Annotated in this window: 21 protein-coding genes; 8 read left to right on the top strand and 13 right to left on the bottom strand. The window is 75.0% G+C overall.

What is annotated here, in order from left to right; all coding sequences use genetic code 11:
* Window positions 1-205: 205 nt before the first annotated feature.
* The 8 genes from PH190_RS26745 to PH190_RS26710 form a co-directional block, all read right to left on the bottom strand.
* Window positions 206-868, bottom strand: coding sequence for a CoA transferase subunit B (locus PH190_RS26745; RefSeq protein WP_274234585.1), 663 nt, complete (start codon window positions 866-868; stop codon window positions 206-208).
* Window position 869: 1 nt separating this feature from the next.
* Window positions 870-1,643: a CoA transferase subunit A gene (locus tag PH190_RS26740; RefSeq protein WP_274234584.1), complete on the bottom strand. Its 774-nt coding sequence runs from the start codon at window positions 1,641-1,643 to the stop codon at window positions 870-872.
* Window positions 1,640-2,404 (bottom strand): 3-oxoadipate enol-lactonase, encoded by a 765-nt coding sequence (gene pcaD, locus PH190_RS26735; protein ID WP_274234583.1) that lies wholly within the window; start codon window positions 2,402-2,404, stop codon window positions 1,640-1,642. The genes PH190_RS26740 and pcaD overlap by 4 nt, the downstream gene beginning before the upstream one ends.
* Before the next feature lie 51 nt (window positions 2,405-2,455).
* The gene (catC, locus tag PH190_RS26730; RefSeq protein WP_274234582.1) at window positions 2,456-2,737 is read right to left on the bottom strand and encodes a muconolactone Delta-isomerase; all 282 of its coding nucleotides are present in this window, start codon (window positions 2,735-2,737) and stop codon (window positions 2,456-2,458) included.
* A gap of 68 nt (window positions 2,738-2,805) precedes the next feature.
* Window positions 2,806-3,906, bottom strand: coding sequence for a mandelate racemase/muconate lactonizing enzyme family protein (locus PH190_RS26725; RefSeq protein ID WP_274234581.1), 1,101 nt, complete (start codon window positions 3,904-3,906; stop codon window positions 2,806-2,808).
* Between the two features lie 13 nt (window positions 3,907-3,919).
* The gene (locus PH190_RS26720) at window positions 3,920-4,948 is read right to left on the bottom strand and encodes a LysR family transcriptional regulator (RefSeq protein ID WP_274234580.1); all 1,029 of its coding nucleotides are present in this window, start codon (window positions 4,946-4,948) and stop codon (window positions 3,920-3,922) included.
* Window positions 4,948-5,841, bottom strand: coding sequence for a dioxygenase family protein (locus PH190_RS26715; RefSeq protein ID WP_274234579.1), 894 nt, complete (start codon window positions 5,839-5,841; stop codon window positions 4,948-4,950). Before PH190_RS26715 ends, PH190_RS26720 begins: the two co-directional genes overlap by 1 nt.
* Window positions 5,838-7,028 (bottom strand): FAD-dependent monooxygenase, encoded by a 1,191-nt coding sequence (locus PH190_RS26710; RefSeq protein ID WP_274234578.1) that lies wholly within the window; start codon window positions 7,026-7,028, stop codon window positions 5,838-5,840. The genes PH190_RS26715 and PH190_RS26710 overlap by 4 nt, the downstream gene beginning before the upstream one ends.
* A gap of 190 nt (window positions 7,029-7,218) precedes the next feature.
* Between PH190_RS26710 and PH190_RS26705 the strand changes: the two genes are divergently transcribed.
* Window positions 7,219-7,710, top strand: a complete 492-nt coding sequence (locus PH190_RS26705; protein ID WP_274234577.1) for a flavin reductase family protein — start codon at window positions 7,219-7,221, stop codon at window positions 7,708-7,710.
* Window positions 7,707-8,903, top strand: coding sequence for a CaiB/BaiF CoA transferase family protein (locus PH190_RS26700; protein ID WP_274234576.1), 1,197 nt, complete (start codon window positions 7,707-7,709; stop codon window positions 8,901-8,903). The genes PH190_RS26705 and PH190_RS26700 overlap by 4 nt, the downstream gene beginning before the upstream one ends.
* A 7-nt stretch (window positions 8,904-8,910) precedes the next feature.
* On the opposite strand, the gene PH190_RS26695 is transcribed toward PH190_RS26700, so the two are convergent.
* Entirely contained in the window at window positions 8,911-9,345 is a 435-nt protein-coding gene (locus tag PH190_RS26695; RefSeq protein ID WP_274234575.1) for an SRPBCC family protein, read from the bottom strand.
* Window positions 9,346-9,402: 57 nt separating this feature from the next.
* Between PH190_RS26695 and PH190_RS26690 the strand changes: the two genes are divergently transcribed.
* Together PH190_RS26690 and PH190_RS26685 are read left to right on the top strand one after the other, a co-directional pair.
* Window positions 9,403-9,780 (top strand): DUF3253 domain-containing protein, encoded by a 378-nt coding sequence (locus PH190_RS26690; RefSeq protein WP_274234574.1) that lies wholly within the window; start codon window positions 9,403-9,405, stop codon window positions 9,778-9,780.
* 21 nt (window positions 9,781-9,801) lie between these two features.
* Entirely contained in the window at window positions 9,802-10,872 is a 1,071-nt protein-coding gene (locus PH190_RS26685) for an alpha/beta hydrolase (protein ID WP_274234573.1), read from the top strand.
* Between the two features lie 39 nt (window positions 10,873-10,911).
* Here PH190_RS26685 and PH190_RS26680 read toward each other — a convergent pair whose 3' ends face one another.
* Window positions 10,912-11,913, bottom strand: coding sequence for an aldo/keto reductase (locus PH190_RS26680; RefSeq protein ID WP_274234572.1), 1,002 nt, complete (start codon window positions 11,911-11,913; stop codon window positions 10,912-10,914).
* A gap of 86 nt (window positions 11,914-11,999) precedes the next feature.
* Here PH190_RS26680 and PH190_RS26675 point away from each other — a divergent pair, with 86 nt between their 5' ends.
* The 3 genes from PH190_RS26675 to PH190_RS26665 all read left to right on the top strand — a co-directional run bounded on the left by PH190_RS26675 (window position 12,000) and on the right by PH190_RS26665 (window position 13,305).
* Window positions 12,000-12,431, top strand: coding sequence for a hypothetical protein (locus PH190_RS26675; RefSeq protein WP_274234571.1), 432 nt, complete (start codon window positions 12,000-12,002; stop codon window positions 12,429-12,431).
* A gap of 253 nt (window positions 12,432-12,684) precedes the next feature.
* Entirely contained in the window at window positions 12,685-13,008 is a 324-nt protein-coding gene (locus PH190_RS26670) for a WhiB family transcriptional regulator (RefSeq protein WP_274234570.1), read from the top strand.
* 36 nt (window positions 13,009-13,044) lie between these two features.
* Entirely contained in the window at window positions 13,045-13,305 is a 261-nt protein-coding gene (locus PH190_RS26665) for a PASTA domain-containing protein (protein ID WP_274234569.1), read from the top strand.
* Between the two features lie 4 nt (window positions 13,306-13,309).
* Here PH190_RS26665 and PH190_RS26660 read toward each other — a convergent pair whose 3' ends face one another.
* The 3 genes from PH190_RS26660 to PH190_RS26650 form a co-directional block, all read right to left on the bottom strand.
* Window positions 13,310-14,953, bottom strand: coding sequence for an FAD-binding dehydrogenase (locus PH190_RS26660; RefSeq protein ID WP_420791715.1), 1,644 nt, complete (start codon window positions 14,951-14,953; stop codon window positions 13,310-13,312).
* An 82-nt stretch (window positions 14,954-15,035) separates the two neighbouring features.
* Window positions 15,036-15,401 carry a transglycosylase family protein gene (locus PH190_RS26655; RefSeq protein WP_274234567.1) on the bottom strand — a complete coding sequence of 122 codons (366 nt, stop codon included), beginning with the start codon at window positions 15,399-15,401 and terminating at the stop codon, window positions 15,036-15,038.
* Between the two features lie 344 nt (window positions 15,402-15,745).
* Window positions 15,746-16,582 carry an SAM-dependent methyltransferase gene (locus PH190_RS26650; protein WP_274234566.1) on the bottom strand — a complete coding sequence of 279 codons (837 nt, stop codon included), beginning with the start codon at window positions 16,580-16,582 and terminating at the stop codon, window positions 15,746-15,748.
* A 368-nt stretch (window positions 16,583-16,950) separates the two neighbouring features.
* On the opposite strand from PH190_RS26650, the gene PH190_RS26645 reads away from it, so the two are divergent.
* The gene (locus PH190_RS26645) at window positions 16,951-18,108 is read left to right on the top strand and encodes a glycosyltransferase family 4 protein (protein ID WP_274234565.1); all 1,158 of its coding nucleotides are present in this window, start codon (window positions 16,951-16,953) and stop codon (window positions 18,106-18,108) included.
* Window positions 18,109-18,157: the final 49 nt, after the last annotated feature.

Here is an 18,157-nt window from a genome sequence, read left to right as displayed (position 1 = left end):
TGCCGACTCTCCACCCCGGTCGCGTCCGCGGCAACAGAATGACCACGCCGGGCTCGCTGACGGCTCAGGGAATGCGCGCAGCGGATACGGTCGTCGCACATTCCACGTCCTCGACGCGCAGGTCAGCGCCCTGCGGGGCTCCCCAAAGGATGGCTAACTGGGAATCGGCAAGGATTCGCTGAACGATTCCTCGTTGAACGCGGATTCAGGCGGGAACGGCCATCTCGGCGAGGTCGTCGGCGTCGAGGAGCGGCGCGCCGGTCTGCTCGCGGACCTCCTCGGTGGTGACGCCCGGGGCGAGCTCGCGCAGGACGAAGCCGCCGGGCGTGACGTCGACGACGGCGAGGTCGGTGATGACGCGGGAGACGACGCCGCGGCCGGTGAGGGGCAGCGAGCAGGACTCGACGAGCTTCGCCGCGCCCTTCTTCGTCACGTGCTCCATGACGACGAGCACCCGCCGCGCGCCGTGGACGAGGTCCATCGCGCCGCCCATGCCCTTGACCATCGCGCCGGGCACCGCCCAGTTGGCGATGTCGCCGGTGACCGCGACCTGCATCGCGCCCAGCACCGCGGTGTCGACCTTGCCGCCGCGGATCATCCCGAACGAGAGCGCGGAGTCGAAGAACGAGGCGCCCTCGCGGACGGTCACGGTCTCCTTGCCGGCGTTGATGAGGTCGGGGTCGACCTCGTCCTCGGTCGGGTACGGGCCCACGCCGAGCAGGCCGTTCTCCGAGTGCAGCAGGACGTCGACGCCCTCGGGCAGGTGGTTGGGGATGAGCGTCGGGAGCCCGATGCCGAGGTTGACGTAGGAGCCGTGGGTCAGCTCGCGCGCGGCGCGGGCGGCCATCTGCTCGCGGGTCAGGGCCATCTCACGCCTCCCGGGTCGTGCGCTTCTCGATGTGCTTGGTGGTGACCTGCTCGCCGGTCAGCTCCACGACGCGGTGGACGAAGATGCCGGGCACGTGGACCTCGTCGGGGTCGATCTCGCCGGGCTCGACCAGCTCCTCGACCTCGGCGATCGTCGTGCGCCCGGCCATCGCCGCGAGCGGGTTGAAGTTCCGCGCCGAGCGGTGGAAGACGAGGTTGCCGTGCCGGTCGCCCTTGGCCGCGCGCACCAGGCCGAAGTCGCACACCAGCGAGAGCTCGAGGACGAACGGCACACGCCGGCCGTCGACGTCGAACTCGCGGACCTCCTTGGGCGGCGAGGTCACCGCCACCGACCCGTCCGCGGCGTAGCGCCAGGGCATCTCGCCGTCGGCGACCCACGTGCCGACGCCGGCGGGGGTGTAGAAGGCGGGGATGCCCGAGCCGGCGGCGCGCATCCGCTCGGCGAGCGTGCCCTGCGGGGTCAGCTCGACCTCGAGCTCGCCGGCCAGGTACTGGCGGCCGAACTCCTTGTTCTCGCCGATGTAGGAGGCGACGACGCGGGCGATGCGGTGCTGCTCGAGCAGGATGCCCAGGCCCCAGCCGTCGGTGCCGCAGTTGTTCGACGCCACGTGCAGGCCGGTGGCCGAGCCGCGCGAGATGGCGTCGATGAGCACGATCGGCACGCCCGACAGGCCGAAGCCGCCGACGGCGAGCGACGCCCCGTCCGCGATGTCGGCGACGGCCTCGTCGGCCGACGCGACGGTCTTGTCGATCACTGCGCCCCCTTCGCGTGCTCGCGCAGCAGCGGCGTCACGACGTCGGGGCGCTGGAACGACGCCAGGTGCGCCGCGTCCGTGACCGACTCGAGCCGCGCGCCCGGGATGCCGTCGGCGAGGATCTGCTGGTGTTCGGGCGGGGTCGCCGGGTCCTCGACGCCGCTGACGACGAGGGTCGGCGCCGCGATGCCGCCCAGCTCGTCGACGACGTCCCAGCCGGCGACGGCCTCGCAGCAGCTCGCGTAGCCCTCGGCGGGTGTCCCGGCGATCATGTCGCGCATCCGGGACACGGTCTCGGGCTCGGCCTGCGCGTAGTCGTCGGTGAACCAGCGCGCGACCACCGCGTCGGCGATCGACGCGACCCCGTCGGCGCGGGCGGTCTGCGCGCGCTGGCGGAAGGTGTCGGCGTTGGGGAAGCGGGCCGCGGTGCAGAGCATGGCGAGCGAGCTCGCCCGCTCCGGGGCGTGCAGGCCGATCCACTGCGCGATCGCGCCGCCGAGGCTCACCCCGGCGAACGAGGCGCGCTCGACGCCGAGGTCGTCGAGGGTCTCCAGGACGTCGCGGGCGAGCTCCTCGACGGAGTACGGGCCGTCGGGCACCGGCGAGCCGCCGTGGCCGCGGTGGTCGACCGAGATCAGCCGGAACTCGTCGGCCAGCTCGCGGCGCTGCGGCGCCCACATGTCGACCGTGCTGCCCAACGAGCAGAGCAGCACCAGCGGCGGCGCGTCGTCGGGACCCTCGAGGACGTGGTGCAGCTTCACGCCCTCACCGTGCCCGGTGACCGGTCGTGGTGAACCCGGGGATTCCGCCCATCAGGAGTCGAGCTTCGACGGGTGCACGGTCAGCGCGGTGACCTCGATCTCCATGTACGGGAACAGCGGCAGGCTCGAGAGCAGCTGGTGGAGCTCGTCGCCGGACTCGACGTCGAAGCGGCTGACGTTGGCGTAGCGCCCGACCACCCGCCAGAGCTCCGGCCACTTGCCGGTGCGCTGGATCTCGTGGGCGCGCTCGCGCTCCCGGGCGCGGAGGTCGTCGGCGACGTCCTGCGGCATGTCGTGGGGGAGGCGGACGTCCATGCGGACGAGGAACTGCACGGGGTGCTCCTCGGGATCGAGGTGGGGGATTTCCTGACGTCGAGTGTCAGCGTGGACGCCACGCTCGTTCATCTGTCGGTGCGGTAGTGGGCGAGCTTGTCGGGGTCGATGGCGACGCCGAGGCCGGGGGCCTGACGGGCGGCGGCGCGGCCGTCGGCGATCACCGGCGGCTCGGCGAGGACGTCGTCGGCCATGAGCAGGAAGTTCGTGACCTCGACGGGGTGGCGGGCCAGCGCGCGCTGCCCGCAGGCCAGGGCCGTCGAGGCGACGGTGCCGAGCATGCCGTCGATCTGGTTGCCGACGACCGTGGTGACGCCCAGGCCCTCGCACAGCCCGACGATCTTCGCGGAGTCGGTGAACCCGGTGCGGGCGACCTTGACGCTGATGGCCTGCGCGTCGCCGTCGAGCAGGGAGCGCGCGACGCCGCCGAGGGTGATCGTCGACTCGTCGCCGACGATCGGGATCGGGCTCTCGCGCACGATCCGCCGCCGGCCCAGCACGTCGTCGGCGGGGTTGGGCTCCTCGAGCATCGTGACGTGGAAGTCGGCGAGGCGGCGGGCGGCGACGATCGCGGTGTCGGCGTCCCAGCCGCGGTTGGCGTCGGCGTAGAGCTCGACCGAGTCGCCGAGCTCGCGGCGCAGCTGACGGACCGCGGCCATGTCGTGCGCGAGGTCCCGCCCGACCTTGACCTTGAACGCCTCGACGCCGTGGTGCTCGCACATCTCCACGGCGTCGGCGACCATCTGCGCCGGCGTGCCCAGCCCGATCATGTGCGCGGCCGCGACGTCGTCGGCGGCGTGCCCGAGCAGCACGTGCACCGGCTGCCCGCACGCCTGCCCGGCGAGGTCCCAGAGCGCGACGTCGATGGCGCCCTTGGCGGCGTTGTTGCCGACGGTGCGGGCGAGGTCGGCGCGCAGCCGCTCGCGGGCGAACGGGTCGGCGCCCACGAGCAGCGGGGCGAAGACGTCGCGGACGACGGCGACGATCGAGGCCGCGGTCTCGCCGTAGGTGTAGGGCCGGGGCGGGGCCTCGCCGTGCCCGACCCGCCCGTCGTCGGTGGTGATCCGCACCAGGACGTGGTCGGCGCGGGTGGCGACGCCGCTGGCGAAGGCGAACGGCCGCCGGTAGGGGACGGCGAGGGGGATCGCCTCGACTGTGTCGATCTTCATCGGGCGGGGATCCTCATGCTGGGGCGGTCTCCGGGTGGTCGGGTCGGCACAGGACGGCGAGCGCCCGGGCCAGGGCCGGCTGGGGGTCGTCGCGGCGCCAGGCGAGGGCGACGTCGGTGGTGACGGGGTCCCGGCCCGGGGAGGTGGACTCGGCGATCTCGACGTAGCGCACACCCTCGACCGCGACCGCCAGCACCGACGACGGCAGCAGCGCCACCCCGGCGCCCGCGGCGACGAGGGCGAGGACGATCGAGGTCTGGTCGGCCTCGTGCGTGGCGCGCGGCGTGAACCCGGCCCCCCGGCACGCCCGCGCCGCCGCCTCGCCGACCACCGACCCCGGCGGCGCGTAGACGACGAAGTCCTCGTCCGCGAGGTCGGCCAGGTGCACGTGGTGCGCGTGGTGGGCGGGGTGCGCGTGATGGGCGGGGTGCGCGTGCGGCCGGGCGTGGAGGGAGCGAGGGCGTCCTTCGCTGCCTCCGACGCAGCCAGGGCGTCCCTCGCTGCTCCCCCTCGCGAGCCGGTGCCCCGCCGGGACCGCGAGCACGAGGTGCTCGCGGGCGAGGACGTGGTGGGCGAGCGCGGTGTCGCGCACCGGCGGGCGAAGGACCGCGAGGTCGATGCGGTGGTCGGCGAGCGCGCTCTCGAGCGCCGGGGTGAGCATCTCGCTCGTGACCGTGAGGGCGAGTCCGGGCAGCTCGGCGGCGAGCCGGCGGACCAGCTCCGGGACGTGCCGGTAGGCCGCGAGCCCCGTCGCGCCGATCCGCAGCCGCCCGAGCGCGCCGGCGGCGACGCGGCCCACCTGGTCGCGGGCCGCGTCGACCGACGCGAGGATGCGCACGGCCTCGGGCAGCAGCGCCTCGCCGGCCGGGGTGAGGTCGACCCGGCGGGTGGTGCGCTCGAACAGCGGGGCGCCGAGCTGCGACTCGAGCTGCCGGATCGCCTGGGACAGCGGCGACTGGGCGATGTGCAGCCGCTCGGCCGCCCGCCCGAAGTGCCGGGTCTCGGCGACCGCGACGAAGTAGCGCAGCTGGCGGGTCTCCACTAGTCGTCCGACCCCGGCTCCAGCACGAAGTCGCGGTCCGCGCGGATCTCGTCGCCGCGGCCGGTGGGCTGCGGGTCGAGGGTGAGCTCGGGCTTGTCGGCCGAGGCGACGTCGTTGCCGAGGTAGGGGTCGCCGGTGAAGAACAGCTGGCTGGTCAGCGTGCGGTGACCGGGCGCGGCGACGAGCAGGTGGATGTGCGCGGGGCGCCACGGGCTCCAGCCGGCGGCCTGGGTCAGCTGCCCGGTGGGGCCGTCGAGCGGGATCGTGTACGGCGCCGGCTTGCGGGTGTGGATCTCGAAGCGGCCCTGGTCGTCGCAGCGCACGACGCCGCGCAGGTTGCCGGCCGGCGGCTTCGAGGCGAAGCCGGAGTACCAGCCCTCGTCGTCGGTGTGCCAGATGTCGACGGTCGCGCCGGCCAGCGGCGTGCCGTCGGTGGCGGTGACCTGGCCGGCCAGGATCATCGGCGTACCCGGCTCGTCGTCCCGCATCGGGAGCGTGGCCGGGGTGTCCAGCTGGACCTGCCCGTCGAGCCAGAACGGGCCGAGGATCGTGCCGACCGAGCCCTGCTGACGCTTCGCGGCGACCTTCTCGACCTCGTGCTCGAGATAGACGTCGAGGAACAGCGGCCACTCGCCGGTGTCGGAGACCGCGATCAGCCAGCGCTTGAACGCGTCGAACTCCTCGTAGGTCACCTCGTGCTCGCGGATCGCGGCGCGGATGCCCTCGAGCGCGGCGCCGACGACGGTCGCGATCCGCTGCTGGTCGACCTCGCCGGAGCCGGGGCCGCGGAGGTTCGAGAGCCCGGAGCGGGCGGACTCGGTGGCGTGCGCGCCGGCGGTGACGGCGTCCGACGGGGAGGTGGGGGAGGCTGACTGGTGCTCGGTGGTGGTCACGCTGTTCTCCTCGGGTGGTGGTCGCGGGCGGCGACGTCGTGGTCGTGCACCCAGGCGTTGGCGGGCAGGTAGCCGGCGAACCGGGCGTCCCGCTCCGGCACGCGGGGGTGGTCGTCGGGGAGGTGCAGGAGGGTCCCGGTCTCCCAGGCGCTGCGGGCGATCGCGCGCGTGCGGGCGCGCCGGTGCCGGGGGTAGGCGGCGAGGGCCTCGTCGGGTCCGGTCGTCGCGAGCAGGGCGCCGAGGTGGGCGGCGTCCTCGATCGAGGTCCCGGCGCCCTGTCCGTGGTGGGGCAGCATCGCGTGGCAGGCGTCGCCGAGCAGGGCGACCCGGCCGCGGGTCCAGGTCGCGAGCGGCGGCAGGGCGAGCAGCGGCCACCGTGGGCTCTGCTCGACCGCGCCCAGCATCTCGAGCACGGCCGGGTGCCAGCCGGCGAACGCCGCGAGGAGCTCGCCGGGCGGCGCCGGACGGTTCCCGCCCTCCCAGGTGGCGGGTCCGCAGAGCACGGCCAGGAAGTTGACGGTGTCGTCGCCGGCGCGGGGGCCGCCGAGCGGGTAGTGCAGCAGGTGCGCGTCCGGCCCCGCCCAGAACTGGATGGCGAGCGGGTCGGGCAGGGTCGCCAGCGCGTCGCGGGGCACGAGGCCGCGGAACCCGCTCGTGCCCGTGTACTCCGGGCGGGCGTCGCTCCCGGCGACGTACGCCCGCACCAGCGAGTGCACCCCGTCGGCGCCGACCACGACGTCCGCGCGCGTCGTCGACCCGTCGGCGAACGTGACCGTCGCGCCGCGGTCGTCGGAGCTCACGGCCGTGACCGTCGAGCCGAGGTGCAGGTGCTCGGGGCCGAAGGCGCGGGCCAGGGCCTGCTGCAGGTCGACCCGGTGGATACCGAGGTAGGGGGCCCCGAAGCGCTCCCGGTACGCGGCGCCGCCGGGGTGGGCGGCGATCCGCTCGCCGCTGCGCCCGTCGCGGAAGACCAGCTCGGTGGGCTGGGTGCCGGCCGCCTCGAGCTCGCCGCCCAGCCCGAGGCGGGCGAGCACGCGGGTGCCGTTGGCGGAGATGGCGACGGCGGCGCCGACCTCGCGCAGCTCCTCGGCGCGCTCGTGGACCTCGACCGCGACGCCCGCGCGCTGCAGGGTGATGCCGAGCGTCAGGCCGCCGATGCCGGCGCCGACCACGAGCACGCGGGTCACGGCTGCCCTCCGCTCGTCGGTGACCGGGTCGCGACGAGCGTGACACGACCCATCCCGGACGAAAAAGAGCGAAGTGCAGATCGACCGAGACGTCCAGCGTCTTGGTCGGCGAGCGCGGGCTCATGCCTGCGACGGGTGCACGGGGGCAATACGGTGCTCTCCAAAGGCACAGCTCCCGGGAGGCACGCGAATGAGCGAGGGCACCGACCCCTCGACGATGCGCCAGGTGCTGGGGCACTTCCCCAGCGGCGTCACCGTCGTCACCGGCACCACCCCCGACGGGCCGGCGGGCTTCACGTGCCAGTCGTTCTCCTCGCTCTCGCTCGACCCACCGCTCGTGCTCGTGCTGCCGGGACGCTCGTCGTCGAGCTGGCCGAAGATCGAGGCGACGGGCCGCTTCGTGGTCAACGTCCTCTCCGCGGAGCAGGAGGAGCTCTCCACGCGGTTCGCGATCTCCGGCGGCGACAAGTTCGCCGGCGTCGACTGGCGCACCTCCGGGCTCGGCTCGCCGATTCTCGGGGGCGCCACCGCGTGGATCGACTGCACGCTGCACGCGGTGCACGACGGCGGCGACCACCTCATCGTCGTCGGCGCCGTGCACGACCTCGGCGCGCCGGGCGACCCGCCGCTCGTGTTCCACCGGGGGAGCTACGCGCGGACGAGCCCGGCGGCGTCGGAGTGACCGGTCCGCTCGCCGACGTCCGGGTGCTGGAGCTCGGCACGATCGTCGCCGGCCCGTTCGCCGGTCGGCTGCTCGCCGACTACGGCGCGGACGTGGTCAAGATCGAGCCGCCGGGCGGGCAGGACCCGATGCGCGACTGGGGTCAGGAGTCGTACAAGGGCCACCGGCTGTGGTGGACCGTCCACGCCCGCAACAAGCGCTGCATCACCCTCGACCTGCGCTCGGAGCGCGGCCAGGAGCTGTTCCTGCAGCTCGTCGAGGGTGCCGACGTCATCGTCGAGAACTTCCGGCCGGGCACGCTCGAGCGCTGGAACCTCGGCTGGGACCGGCTCTCGGCAGTGAACCCGGGCCTGGTGCTCGCGCGGGTGTCGGGCTACGGGCAGACGGGCCCGTACGCGGACAAGGCGGGCTACGCGTCGGTGGCCGAGGCGCTGTCGGGCCTGCGCTACATCAACGGCTACCCGGGGCAGGCGCCGCCGCGGCAGGCGATCTCGCTGGGCGACTCGCTGGCCGGGATGGTCGCGGTGCAGGGCGTGCTCGCCGCACTGCACCACCGCTCGGTGACGGGCCGGGGCCAGGTCGTCGACGTGGCGCTGACCGAGGCGTGCCTGTCGGTGCTCGAGTCGATCATCCCGGAGTACGACAAGCTCGGCCGCATCCGCCAGCCCGGCGGCACGCGCCTCGAGGGCATCGCCCCGTCGAACGTCTACCGCACCGCCGACGAGCTGTGGCTCGTCGTCGCCGCCAACCAGGACACGGTGTTCCGGCGGCTGTGCGGGGCGATGGGTCGCCCGGAGCTCGCCGACGACCCGCGCTTCGCCGACCACCGCGCCCGCGGCGAGCGCCAGGACGAGCTCGACGGCATCGTCGGCGACTGGGTGGGGTCGCTGCCCGCCGACGAGGTGCGCCGCGTGCTCGACGAGGCCGGCGTCATCTGCGGGCCGATCAACACCGCGGCCGAGGTCGTCGCCGACCCCCAGCTGCGCGCCCGCGGGATGCTCGCGCCGCACTTCGACGAGCGCTTCGACGAGGACGTCCTGGGTCCCGGTGTCGTGCCGGTGTTCTCCGACACCCCGGGCGCGGTGCGCTGGGCCGGCCCGCCGGTGCCGGGGCACCACAACGCCGAGGTCTACCGCGAGCTGGGCCTGTCGGACGAGCAGCTCGCGGCCCTGGCCGCGGAGAAGGTGGTCTAGGGCGCTGCTAGCCCTCGGCGTCCTTCTTGATCGACTGCAGGTTCTTCTCGGCGCTGGAGCCCATGGCGCGGTCGAGCCCCCAGCGCGGGACGCCCTTGACGGTGACCTCCATCGTCGAGGACATCACCAGCCGCGTGGTCCCGTCGCCCTCGTCGTGGGCGCGGTAGTCGATCGTGCTCTCCTTGATCAACTTGCCGGCGACGCAGGTCAGCGTCACCGACCCGTCGCCGTAGGAGACCTCGTAGGTCGAGTCGGTGGTGAAGCTCAGCGCACCCAGGGTGACGACGATGCGCGTCGGGCGGCCCTGGTCGTCGTGCTCCTGGACCTTCGCCGACTTGGCCTCGTTGGCCCAGCGGTCGGTGTTCTCGAGGTCGGAGATCACCTCGATGACCCGGGGGACGGGGGCGGCGATGGTCACCTCGCGGACAACCGGCGTGCTCACCTCCCCCCACTACCCCGCACGGGGGCAGGGCACCCGCGCGCGGGGTAACCCCACGTCGTGGCGGACGGGACGGCCGAGAAGACCTGCGCGGGCTGCGGGCGGCGGATGACGCCGCGCAAGCGCTGGGCACGGTCGTTCGACGAGGTGCGCTGGTGCAGCGACGCCTGCCGCCGCCGGGGGTTGCGCGACGTCGACCACGACCTGGAGGCCGCGATCGTCGACCTGCTCGACCACCGCCGGCACGGCGCGACGATCTGCCCGTCGGAGGCGGCGCGCCGGGTCGATCCCGAGGGGTGGCGCGAGCTCATGGAGGACGCCCGCCGGGCGGCGCGCCGGCTCGTCGCCGCCGGATCGGTGGAGATCACCCAGCAGGGGCGCGTCGTCGACCCGTCGACCGCCACGGGGCCCGTCCGCCTGCGACGCCCCGGCCCCTGATCGTCCTAGGCTCGCCGGGTGATGTTCGGTGCCCTCCGGCGCGTCCTGCGCGCCATCATCGCGCTGCCGCGCCCCGCCCGCCGGCTCATCGCCGGTCCCCCGGTCCACCGCGACGGGCAGACCCTCGACCTCGACGTCCAGGTCGTCATCCGCCTGCTCGGCCTCGTCGCCGGCGGGGAGGAGCCCCCGCTGGACGAGCAGCGCGCGGCCACCGACCGCGCGGCCGGCCTCGCGTGGTCGGCCACGCCCGGGGTCGCGGCGGAGGACGTGGCGATCCCGGTGGACGCGGGGCCCGGCCGCGAGGAGCCCGGCACGCTCGCCGCCCGGCTCTACACGCCGGCGGAGGTGGCCGACCGGGACGCGCCGCTGCTCGTGCACTTCCACGGCGGCGGGTTCGCGCTGGGCAGCCTCGTCTCGAGCGAGCCCCTGTGCCGCGTGCTCGCCCACCAGGCCGCGGTGCGGGTGCTGTCGGTGGAGTACCGACTGGCGCCCGAGCACCCGTTCCCGGCCGGACTGGCCGACGCGGCGTCGGCGCTGCACCACGTCCTGACCCACCGCGAGGACTTCCGGGCGACGGCCGTGGCCACGGGCGGCGACTCGGCGGGCGCCAACCTCGCCCTCACCGCCGCCCACCAGCTCACCCGGCGCCGCGGCGAGTCCCCGGCGTTCGTCCTGGCGATGTACCCGGTCACCGACGCGGGGCGCGCGGGCGGCTCGCGGGAGCTGTTCGCGGAGGGCTTCGGGCTGCGCACCGTCGACATCGAGGTCTTCGAGCGCTACTACCTGCCCGACGGGATCGAGCCGATCCGGGCGACCGGTCTGCTCGAGGTCGACGACCTCGGGATCATGCCGCCCTGCTACGTCTCGACGGCCGGGTTCGACCCGCTGCGCGACGAGGGGGAGGAGCTCGTCGTGGCGCTGCGCGCCGCCGGCGTGCCGGTCGCGTTCCGCCGCTTCCCCGGGCTGGTGCACGGTTACGCGGGCCTGGCCGGCGTCGTCCCGACGGCGCGGGACGCGATCCTCGACGCCGCCTCGTCCCTGCGCGCCGGGGTCGCCCTGACGACCCGCGAGGAGGCGACCCGTCGTGCGTGATCTTCCGAGCCACAGCTCAGAAGATCACGCACGTCGGGGTCAGTGGTTGAGCGTCCGCATGGCGGCGGCGGGGTAGCGCTCGCCGGCGGCGACGCCGACCGGGGCCACCTCCTCGATCGCCGCGAGCTCCTCGGTGCTGAGGGTGACGTCGGCCGCGCCGACGTTCTCCTCGAGGTAGGTGCGGCGCTTGGTGCCCGGGATCGGCACGACGTCGTCACCCTGGGCGAGCACCCACGCGAGCGCGAGCTGTGTCGGCGTGACGCCCTTGCGCTCGGCCAGCGAGTTCACCTCGTCCAGGACCCGCAGGTTGGCCTGCAGCGCCTCGCCCCGGAACCGCGGCGAGTTGCGCCGCCAGTCGCCCTCGGGCAGGTCCTCGGTGCGCCGGATCGTGCCGGACAGGAAGCCGCGGCCGATCGGGCTGTAGGGCACGAACCCGATGCCGAGCTCGCGGCACGTCGCGAGGACGCCGTTGTCCTCGACGTCGCGGGTGAACAGCGAGTACTCGGTCTGCACCGCGCTCATCGGGGCGGTGGCGTGGGCGCGGCGGATGGTGTCGGGTGCGGCCTCGGAGATGCCGAGGTGGCGGACCTTGCCGGCCGTGACGAGCTCGCCCAGCGCGCCCCAGGTCTCCTCGATCGGGACGTCGGGGTCGACGCGGTGCTGGTAGTAGAGGTCGACGTGGTCGACGCCGAGCCGCTGCAGCGACCCGTCGATCTGGCCGCGCAGGTAGTCGGGGCGGCCGTTGACGCGGCCGGTGCCCTGCCCGTCGGGGCCGATCTCGTTGCCGAACTTGGTGGCGAGCACGACCTCGTCGCGCCTCGGGCCCAGCCCGGCCAGCACCGAGCCGAGCAGCTCCTCGTTGGTGTGCGGGCCGTACATGTCGGCGGTGTCGAGGAAGGTGACGCCGAGATCGATCGCGCGCTCGATCGTCGCGCGCGACTCGGTGTCGTCCTGACCGCCGTAGGCGAAGGTCATGCCCATGCAGCCGAGGCCGAGCGCGGAGACGCGCAGGCCCTGGCCGCCGAGGTGGCGTTGCTCCATGGCCGCTGGCTGCCCCGGGCCGATCCGCCCTGAACGTGTGCGCTCGGGCCGGCCCGTGGACGGCCCGTCGGTGGCACCGTGAGCGGGTGCGCCTGCTCCTGACCTCGCTGGTGGTGGCCCTGCTCGCGCTGGGTGCGGGCACCGCGGCGGCCGATCCCGGTCTCGTCATCGGTGACGGCGCCCCGCTCGCGCCGGGCACGTCGTTGCCCGCGCAGATGGGCTGCGAGGAGCCGGCGACGACCCCGGCCGCCGGCCCCGGCGTCACCGGGACCGCGTGGGAGCGCGACCCCGAGGGCCACCAGCCGTGGGCGGTCTCGTCGACGGTGACGATCGCGGCCGACGCGGCACCGGGCCCCGTCAAGGTCACCGCGACCTGCGGGGAGCAGCGGCTCGAGACCACGATCACCGTCGCGGACACCGGCGCCGGCACCACCTGGCGTGTGCTGGGCGCGGCGGCGCTGCTGCTCGTCATCGTGGCCGTCATGGTCCTGCTGCGTCGGCGGCGGGCGCGGGCCTGACGCCGCGGCCGCGCTGATCGCCCGCGGGACGGAGATCGCGCCCGCGGCCCGTCGACGGGTCGGTGGCGGATCGCGGCACACCTCCGCGGATGACGGTGGACACAGCACCGGGTGCCGACGGTGGTGTGGGCGCGGCGCCGAGGGGGACCCCGGGCGCAGCGGATGCCGCCACCGCCGATCTCCGGCCGGTCCGGGTGTGACACCGCCCCCGGGGGTATGCGCCCCCTACGACAAGCTGTAGGAGGTGGTTGCCGTGGCGGACGTGTCGCGCCTACCGGCCGCGATCGTGGAGCACTGGGACTGGCAGCGCCGCGCGGCCTGTCGCGACATGGATCTCGCGGTGTTCTTCCACCCGGAGGGCGAGCGGGACCCCTCGCGGCAACGCCGGGTCGCCCGCGCGAAGGAGATCTGCGCGGGCTGCCCGGTCCTCGCGCCCTGCCGCGAGTGGGCCCGGACGGTGGAGGAGCCCTACGGCGTGTGGGGCGGGGAGAGCGAGGACGAGCGCCGCACGCTCCTCGCCCGCCGTCGCCGTGACGCCCGTCGCGAGCACGCCGGCCGCGACACCCCCGCGGCCTGAGGGGTGGCGATGGAACCGACTCCCGAGGAGGACCCCGTGCCCGACGACGTCCCGGCCACTCCCGTGGCCGCGGAGAGCGGCACCACGGCGCGCGTGCCCGAGCTGGTCGGCGTCCCGGCCGCCGAGGCCCACGACCGTGCCCTGGACGCCGGTCTGCTCGCCGTTCCGGAGAACGCCTGGCACACCGCGGCCGGGCGTGCGCACATCGCCCGCCAGGACCCCGAGCCCGGCACGGCGGTGTCGACCGGGTCGATCGTGCGCATCTGGATCGGCACCGAGTCGGGCGCGCCGGCCTGAGCGATCACGCCAGGGCGCGTCCCACCTGCCGCCCCGAGAACAGGCAGCCGCCGAGGAACGTGCCCTCCAGCGAGCGGTAGCCGTGCACCCCGCCGCCGCCGAAGCCCGCGGCCTCGCCCGCCGCGTACAGGCCGGGCAGTGGGGTGCCGTCGGCCCGGAGGACCCGGCCGTCGAGGTCCGTCCAGAGCCCGCCGAGCGTCTTGCGCGTCAGGATGTGCAGCTTGACCGCCACCAGCGGCCCCGCCGCCGGGTCGAGGATGCGGTGGGGCGGGGCGACGCGCACGAGGCGGTCGCCGAGGTAGGCGCGGGCGCCGCGGACCGCGGCGAGCTGGCCGTCCTTGCCGTAGGGGTTGGCGAGCTCGGCGTCGCGGGCGAGGACCTCCCGCTCGATCCGGGCCCCGTCCAGCAACGGCGTCGGGGTCAGCGCGTTCATCCGGTCCACCAGGGTGCCGAGGTCGTCGGCCTGCACGAAGTCCTCGCCCGAGCGCTGGAACGCCGCGACCGGTTCGGTGGGCCCGGGTCGCACGCGCTGCAGGGTCAGCCGGACGTCCCGGCCGGTGAAGTCCGGGTTCTGCTCGGAGCCCGAGAGCGCGAACTCCTTCTCGAGGATCCGCTGGGTGAGCACGAACCAGGTGTGGTCGTGGCCCGTGCGCCGGATGTGCTCGAGGGTGGCGAGCGTGTCGAACCCGGGCCACAGCGGCGCGGGCAGGCGGTGGCCCTCCGCGTCGAACCAGAGCGAGGACGGCCCGGGCAGGATGCGGATGCCGTGCAGCGGCCACACCGGGGAGTGGTTGACGATCCCCTCGGTGTAGTGCCACATCCGGTCGCGGTTGACGACGCGCGCGCCGGCGTCCTCGCTGATCCCGATCATGCGGCCGTCGACGTGGGCGGGCACCCCGGAGATCATCTGCTGCGGCGGCGGGCCGAGGCGCTCGGGCCACGCGGCGCGCACGGCGTCGTGGTCGCCGCCGATGCCGCCCGAGGTGACGACGACGGCGTCGGCGCTCAGCGCGAAGTCGCCGACGACGGTGCGCGAGCTGGACTCGCCGCGCGCGACCTCCGAGGGCTGCAGCACGGCGCCGGACACGCCGGTGATCGCGCCGCCGGAGCTCGTGAGGGCATCGACGCGGTGGCGGCAGCGGATCGTCACGCGCCCGTCGGCGACCGCGGCGTGGACCCGACGCAGGAACGGCTCGAGGATGCCGGGGCCGGTGCCCCAGACGATGTGGAAGCGGGGCACGGAGTTGCCGTGCCCGGTGGCCGACGCCCCGCCGCGCTCCGCCCAGCCGACGACGGGGAAGAAGCGCACGCCCATCGCGTGCAGCCAGGCGCGCTTCTCACCGGCGGCCCACTCGACGTAGGCGCGGGCCCACTCCCGGCCCCAGCGGTCCTCGTCGGGACGGTCGAAGCCGGCGCTGGAGGTCCAGTCGGACCAGGCCAGGTCGAACGAGTCGCGGACGCGCAGGCGGCGCTGCTCGGGGCTGTCGACGAGGAACAGCCCGCCGAACGACCACCACGCCTGCCCGCCGAGCGAGGCCTCGGGCTCCTGGTCGAGCAGGACCACCCGCCGGCCCGCGTCCGCGAGCTCGGCCGTGGCGACGAGGCCCGCGAGCCCCGCCCCCACCACGATGACGTCGGCGTCGGGCATGAGCGACATCGTGGCAGCGGTGGCGGCGAGCGGGGGGATTTCCTGACGTCCGGTGCCAGCGTGGACGCCAGGCGTGCACGTCCTACTGCAGTCCGAGCTTCTCCGAGCAGGTGGGCCAGGCGTTCCAGCCCTGCTCGTCCTGGACCTTCTTGGCCACGCGGATTTGCTCCTCGCGGCTGGCCTGGTCGGGGGAGGAGGCGAAGCGCTCGCCGCCGAACTCCTCCCAGGTGGACTCGGTGAACTGCAGGCCGCCCTTGAAGCCGTTGCCGGTGTCGGCCTCCCAGTTCTGGGTGCTCTCGCACATGGCGAGGCGGTCCCAGGTGGCGTTGGAGTCGGGGGAGACCGACGGCGCGGCCATCGCGGTGCCGCTGATGGCGAGCGGGCCGGTGACCGCGGCCGCGGCGACGACGCCGGCGCGCAGCAGGGGGCGGGAGGGGGCGGTGGGCATGGCGTGGCGACCAGACATCGGGGCTCCGATTCGTTCGGGGGTTCGTCTCGGATGTCGTCCAGGTGGGCGGGCGCGGGGGCGGGGTGGGACCCCGCCGGGCGGCCCCGTCCGCCGCCCGGGTCGTGCTGGGGAGCGGGACGGCGCTGTCAGGGACCGTAACCGAACCGAGACCTTTCGTGACGAGCCGTGACCGGCGAACGCGCTGGTGTCGCGGTGAGTGGTCGCCCGAGGGCGTCGGGCGGCGAACGGAGTAGTGAGGGGCGTCCAGAGCTGCTCCGTTCGGTGCGACCAGGCCGCCGGGGGTCGAGGTGAGCGGTCCGCGTGCCGAGGGGCCCGGGGGCCGATCAGCCCCGCACGAACCCCACGGCCGCGCGGTGCCCGCAGCACGCGGTGTCGAGGGGGCCCTGGTGCCGCCCGGCCTCCGGGCGCCACTGCGCGGCGTAGACCAGCCCGGGCTCGACGAGCTCGACGTCGCCGATGATCGCGGCGAGGTCGGCGCCCGAGCGCGGCGTCGCCGTGCCGCCCGCGTAGGCGCGGGTGAGGCGGCGGATCGCCTCGCTGTCGATGCGCGGGTCGTCGCCGGAGAAGTGGGACACGGCGAGCGCGCTGCCGGGCACGACGCGCGAGAGGTAGCCCCGGACCACGCCGGCCGGGTCGTCGGCGTCGGGCACGTGCTGGAGCACCGAGAACATGAGCACGGCGACGGGCCGGTCGAGGTCGAGCACCTGGGTGACCGCGGGCGCGGCGAGCACGGCCTCGGGGTGGCGCAGGTCGGCGTGCGTCGCCGTGATGCCCTGGCTGCCCGGACCCAGCAGCAGTTCGCCGTGGGCGACGGCGACCGGGTCGATGTCGACGTACGCGACCCGCGCGTCCGGCCGGACCCGGCGGGCGACCTCGTGCGTGTTGCCCATCGTCGGGATGCCCGAGCCGAGGTCGAGGAACTGGTCGATGCCGGCGTGCGCGAGGAAGGTGACCGCGCGGCGCAGGAACGAGCGGTTCTCGCGCGCGATCGACTCGACGAGCGGCTCGGCGCGCAGCAGGTCCCGGCCGAGGACGCGGTCGACGGCGCCGTGGGACGTGCCGCCGAGGAGGAAGTCGTAGACGCGCGCGGAGCTGGGGCGGTCGAAGTCGGCGGGGCCCGGCACTCCCGACGACCACGGATGGGAGGGGGCGTCGACCACGGTCCTCCTCCTCGTCGTCGGGCCGCGCGCCGCTTCGCGGACACGCGTCGTCGTCGCCGCTCGGTGGCGTCGGTGTCCAGTAGCCGACAGCGCCACCGACCCTGTCAACACGACAGGATCGCCCGACACGCGCAGCGTTCGCACGCAGATCGACCGACCGTGGTCGACACGCCGGGGTCCGCCGGCGCGACACGCCGGGCGACTCGAGATCCTCCGGGTCCGGTCTGACCGTCGGTGACCACGATCTCGTCGGCGAGGAACCGTGCGCCGGGGCCCGGGCCGGCGGCGACCACAGTGTTGGGTCGGTGTTAGGACGAGGGACACGTCGTCGTCGGCCCTCGTGGCCCTGGGGCGGCCACGGTGCGGTCGTGCGCGTCGCCGTCGTGACCGAGTCGTTCCTCCCCGCCGTCAACGGCGTCACCAACTCCGTGCTCCAGGTCGTCGCCCACCTGCAGCGCCGTGGCCACTCCGCGATGGTCATCGCGCCCGGGGCCGGCCCGGACGAGGTGCCCGGCGCCCCGCACGTGCCGGTGGTGCGGGTGCCGTCGGTCGACCTGCCGGTCGTCGACTCGCTGCCGATCGGGGTGCCGACGCCGGCGGTCCGCGCGGCGCTGGAGGAGTACCGGCCCGACGTCGTGCACCTCGCGTCCCCGTTCGTCCTGGGCGCGCGGGCGCTGACCGTGGCCCGGCGGATGGGCGTGCCCGCGATCGCCGTCTACCAGACCGACGTCGCCGGGTTCGCCGCGTCGTACGGCATCGGGCTGACCGCGCGGGCCGCCTGGCGCTGGATCCGCCGGCTGCACGGCGGGGCCTCGCGCACGCTCGCGCCGTCGCGGTGGGCGGTCGACACGCTGCGCGCCCACGGTGTGCCGCGCGTGCACCGCTGGGGGCGCGGGGTCGACACCGCCCGCTTCCACCCCGGGCGCCGCGACGACGCCCTGCGCGCCGAGCTCGCGCCCGGCGGCGAGGTGCTCGTCGGGTACGTGGGGCGGCTCGCGCCGGAGAAGCAGGTCGAACGCCTCGCCGCGCTCGAGGGGCTGCCGGGCGTGCGGGTGGTCGTCGTCGGTGACGGGCCCTCGCGCCACCGTCTCGGCGAGCTGCTGCCGTCGGCGCACTTCCTGGGCTTCCGCGGCGGCACCGAGCTCGCCCGCGCCTACGCCTCGTTCGACGCCTTCGTGCACACCGGCCCGCACGAGACCTTCTGCCAGGCCGTCCAGGAGGCCCAGGCCTCCGGGCTGCCGGTGCTCGCGCCGGACGCGGGCGGCGTCGCCGACCTCGTCGAGCCGGGCCGCACCGGCTGGCTCTACGACCCCACCTCGCCCACCGCCGGCGCCGAGATCGTCGGGCGGGTCGCGGCGTGGCGCGACGACCCCGACGCGCGCGCGGCCTTCGGCGCGGCCGGCCGCCGCCGCGTGCTCGGCCGGACCTGGCCCTCGATCTGCGAGGAGCTGCTCGGGCACTACACCGCGGTCATGACCGGCGACCGGACCGAGGAGGGCACGCCGGTGGCCACGCCGGCGGCCTGAGGTGCCCTGCGGGCTCGTGAGCAGAAAAGAGTGCTGGAGCACGCCTTTC

Origin of the sequence: Actinomycetospora straminea (assembly GCF_028737255.1) — a bacterium.
In the GTDB taxonomy this organism is placed as follows: domain Bacteria; phylum Actinomycetota; class Actinomycetes; order Mycobacteriales; family Pseudonocardiaceae; genus Actinomycetospora; species Actinomycetospora straminea.
Note: the sequence above shows the minus strand (reverse complement) of the source record. Positions and strands in the feature narration are given on the sequence as shown.

Excerpts from the sequence above, each read along its gene's own strand:
- PH190_RS26725 (WP_274234581.1), bottom strand. The coding sequence starts at position 3,906 with ATGAAGATCGACACAGTCGAGGCGATCCCCCTCGCCGTCCCCTACCGG.
- PH190_RS26655 (WP_274234567.1), bottom strand. The coding sequence starts at position 15,401 with ATGCCCACCGCCCCCTCCCGCCCCCTGCTGCGCGCCGGCGTCGTCGCC.
- PH190_RS26680 (WP_274234572.1), bottom strand. The coding sequence starts at position 11,913 with ATGGAGCAACGCCACCTCGGCGGCCAGGGCCTGCGCGTCTCCGCGCTC.
- PH190_RS26705 (WP_274234577.1), top strand. The coding sequence starts at position 7,219 with ATGAGCGAGGGCACCGACCCCTCGACGATGCGCCAGGTGCTGGGGCAC.
- PH190_RS26685 (WP_274234573.1), top strand. The coding sequence starts at position 9,802 with ATGTTCGGTGCCCTCCGGCGCGTCCTGCGCGCCATCATCGCGCTGCCG.
- PH190_RS26660 (WP_420791715.1), bottom strand. The coding sequence starts at position 14,953 with ATGCCCGACGCCGACGTCATCGTGGTGGGGGCGGGGCTCGCGGGCCTC.
- PH190_RS26745 (WP_274234585.1), bottom strand. The coding sequence starts at position 868 with ATGGCCCTGACCCGCGAGCAGATGGCCGCCCGCGCCGCGCGCGAGCTG.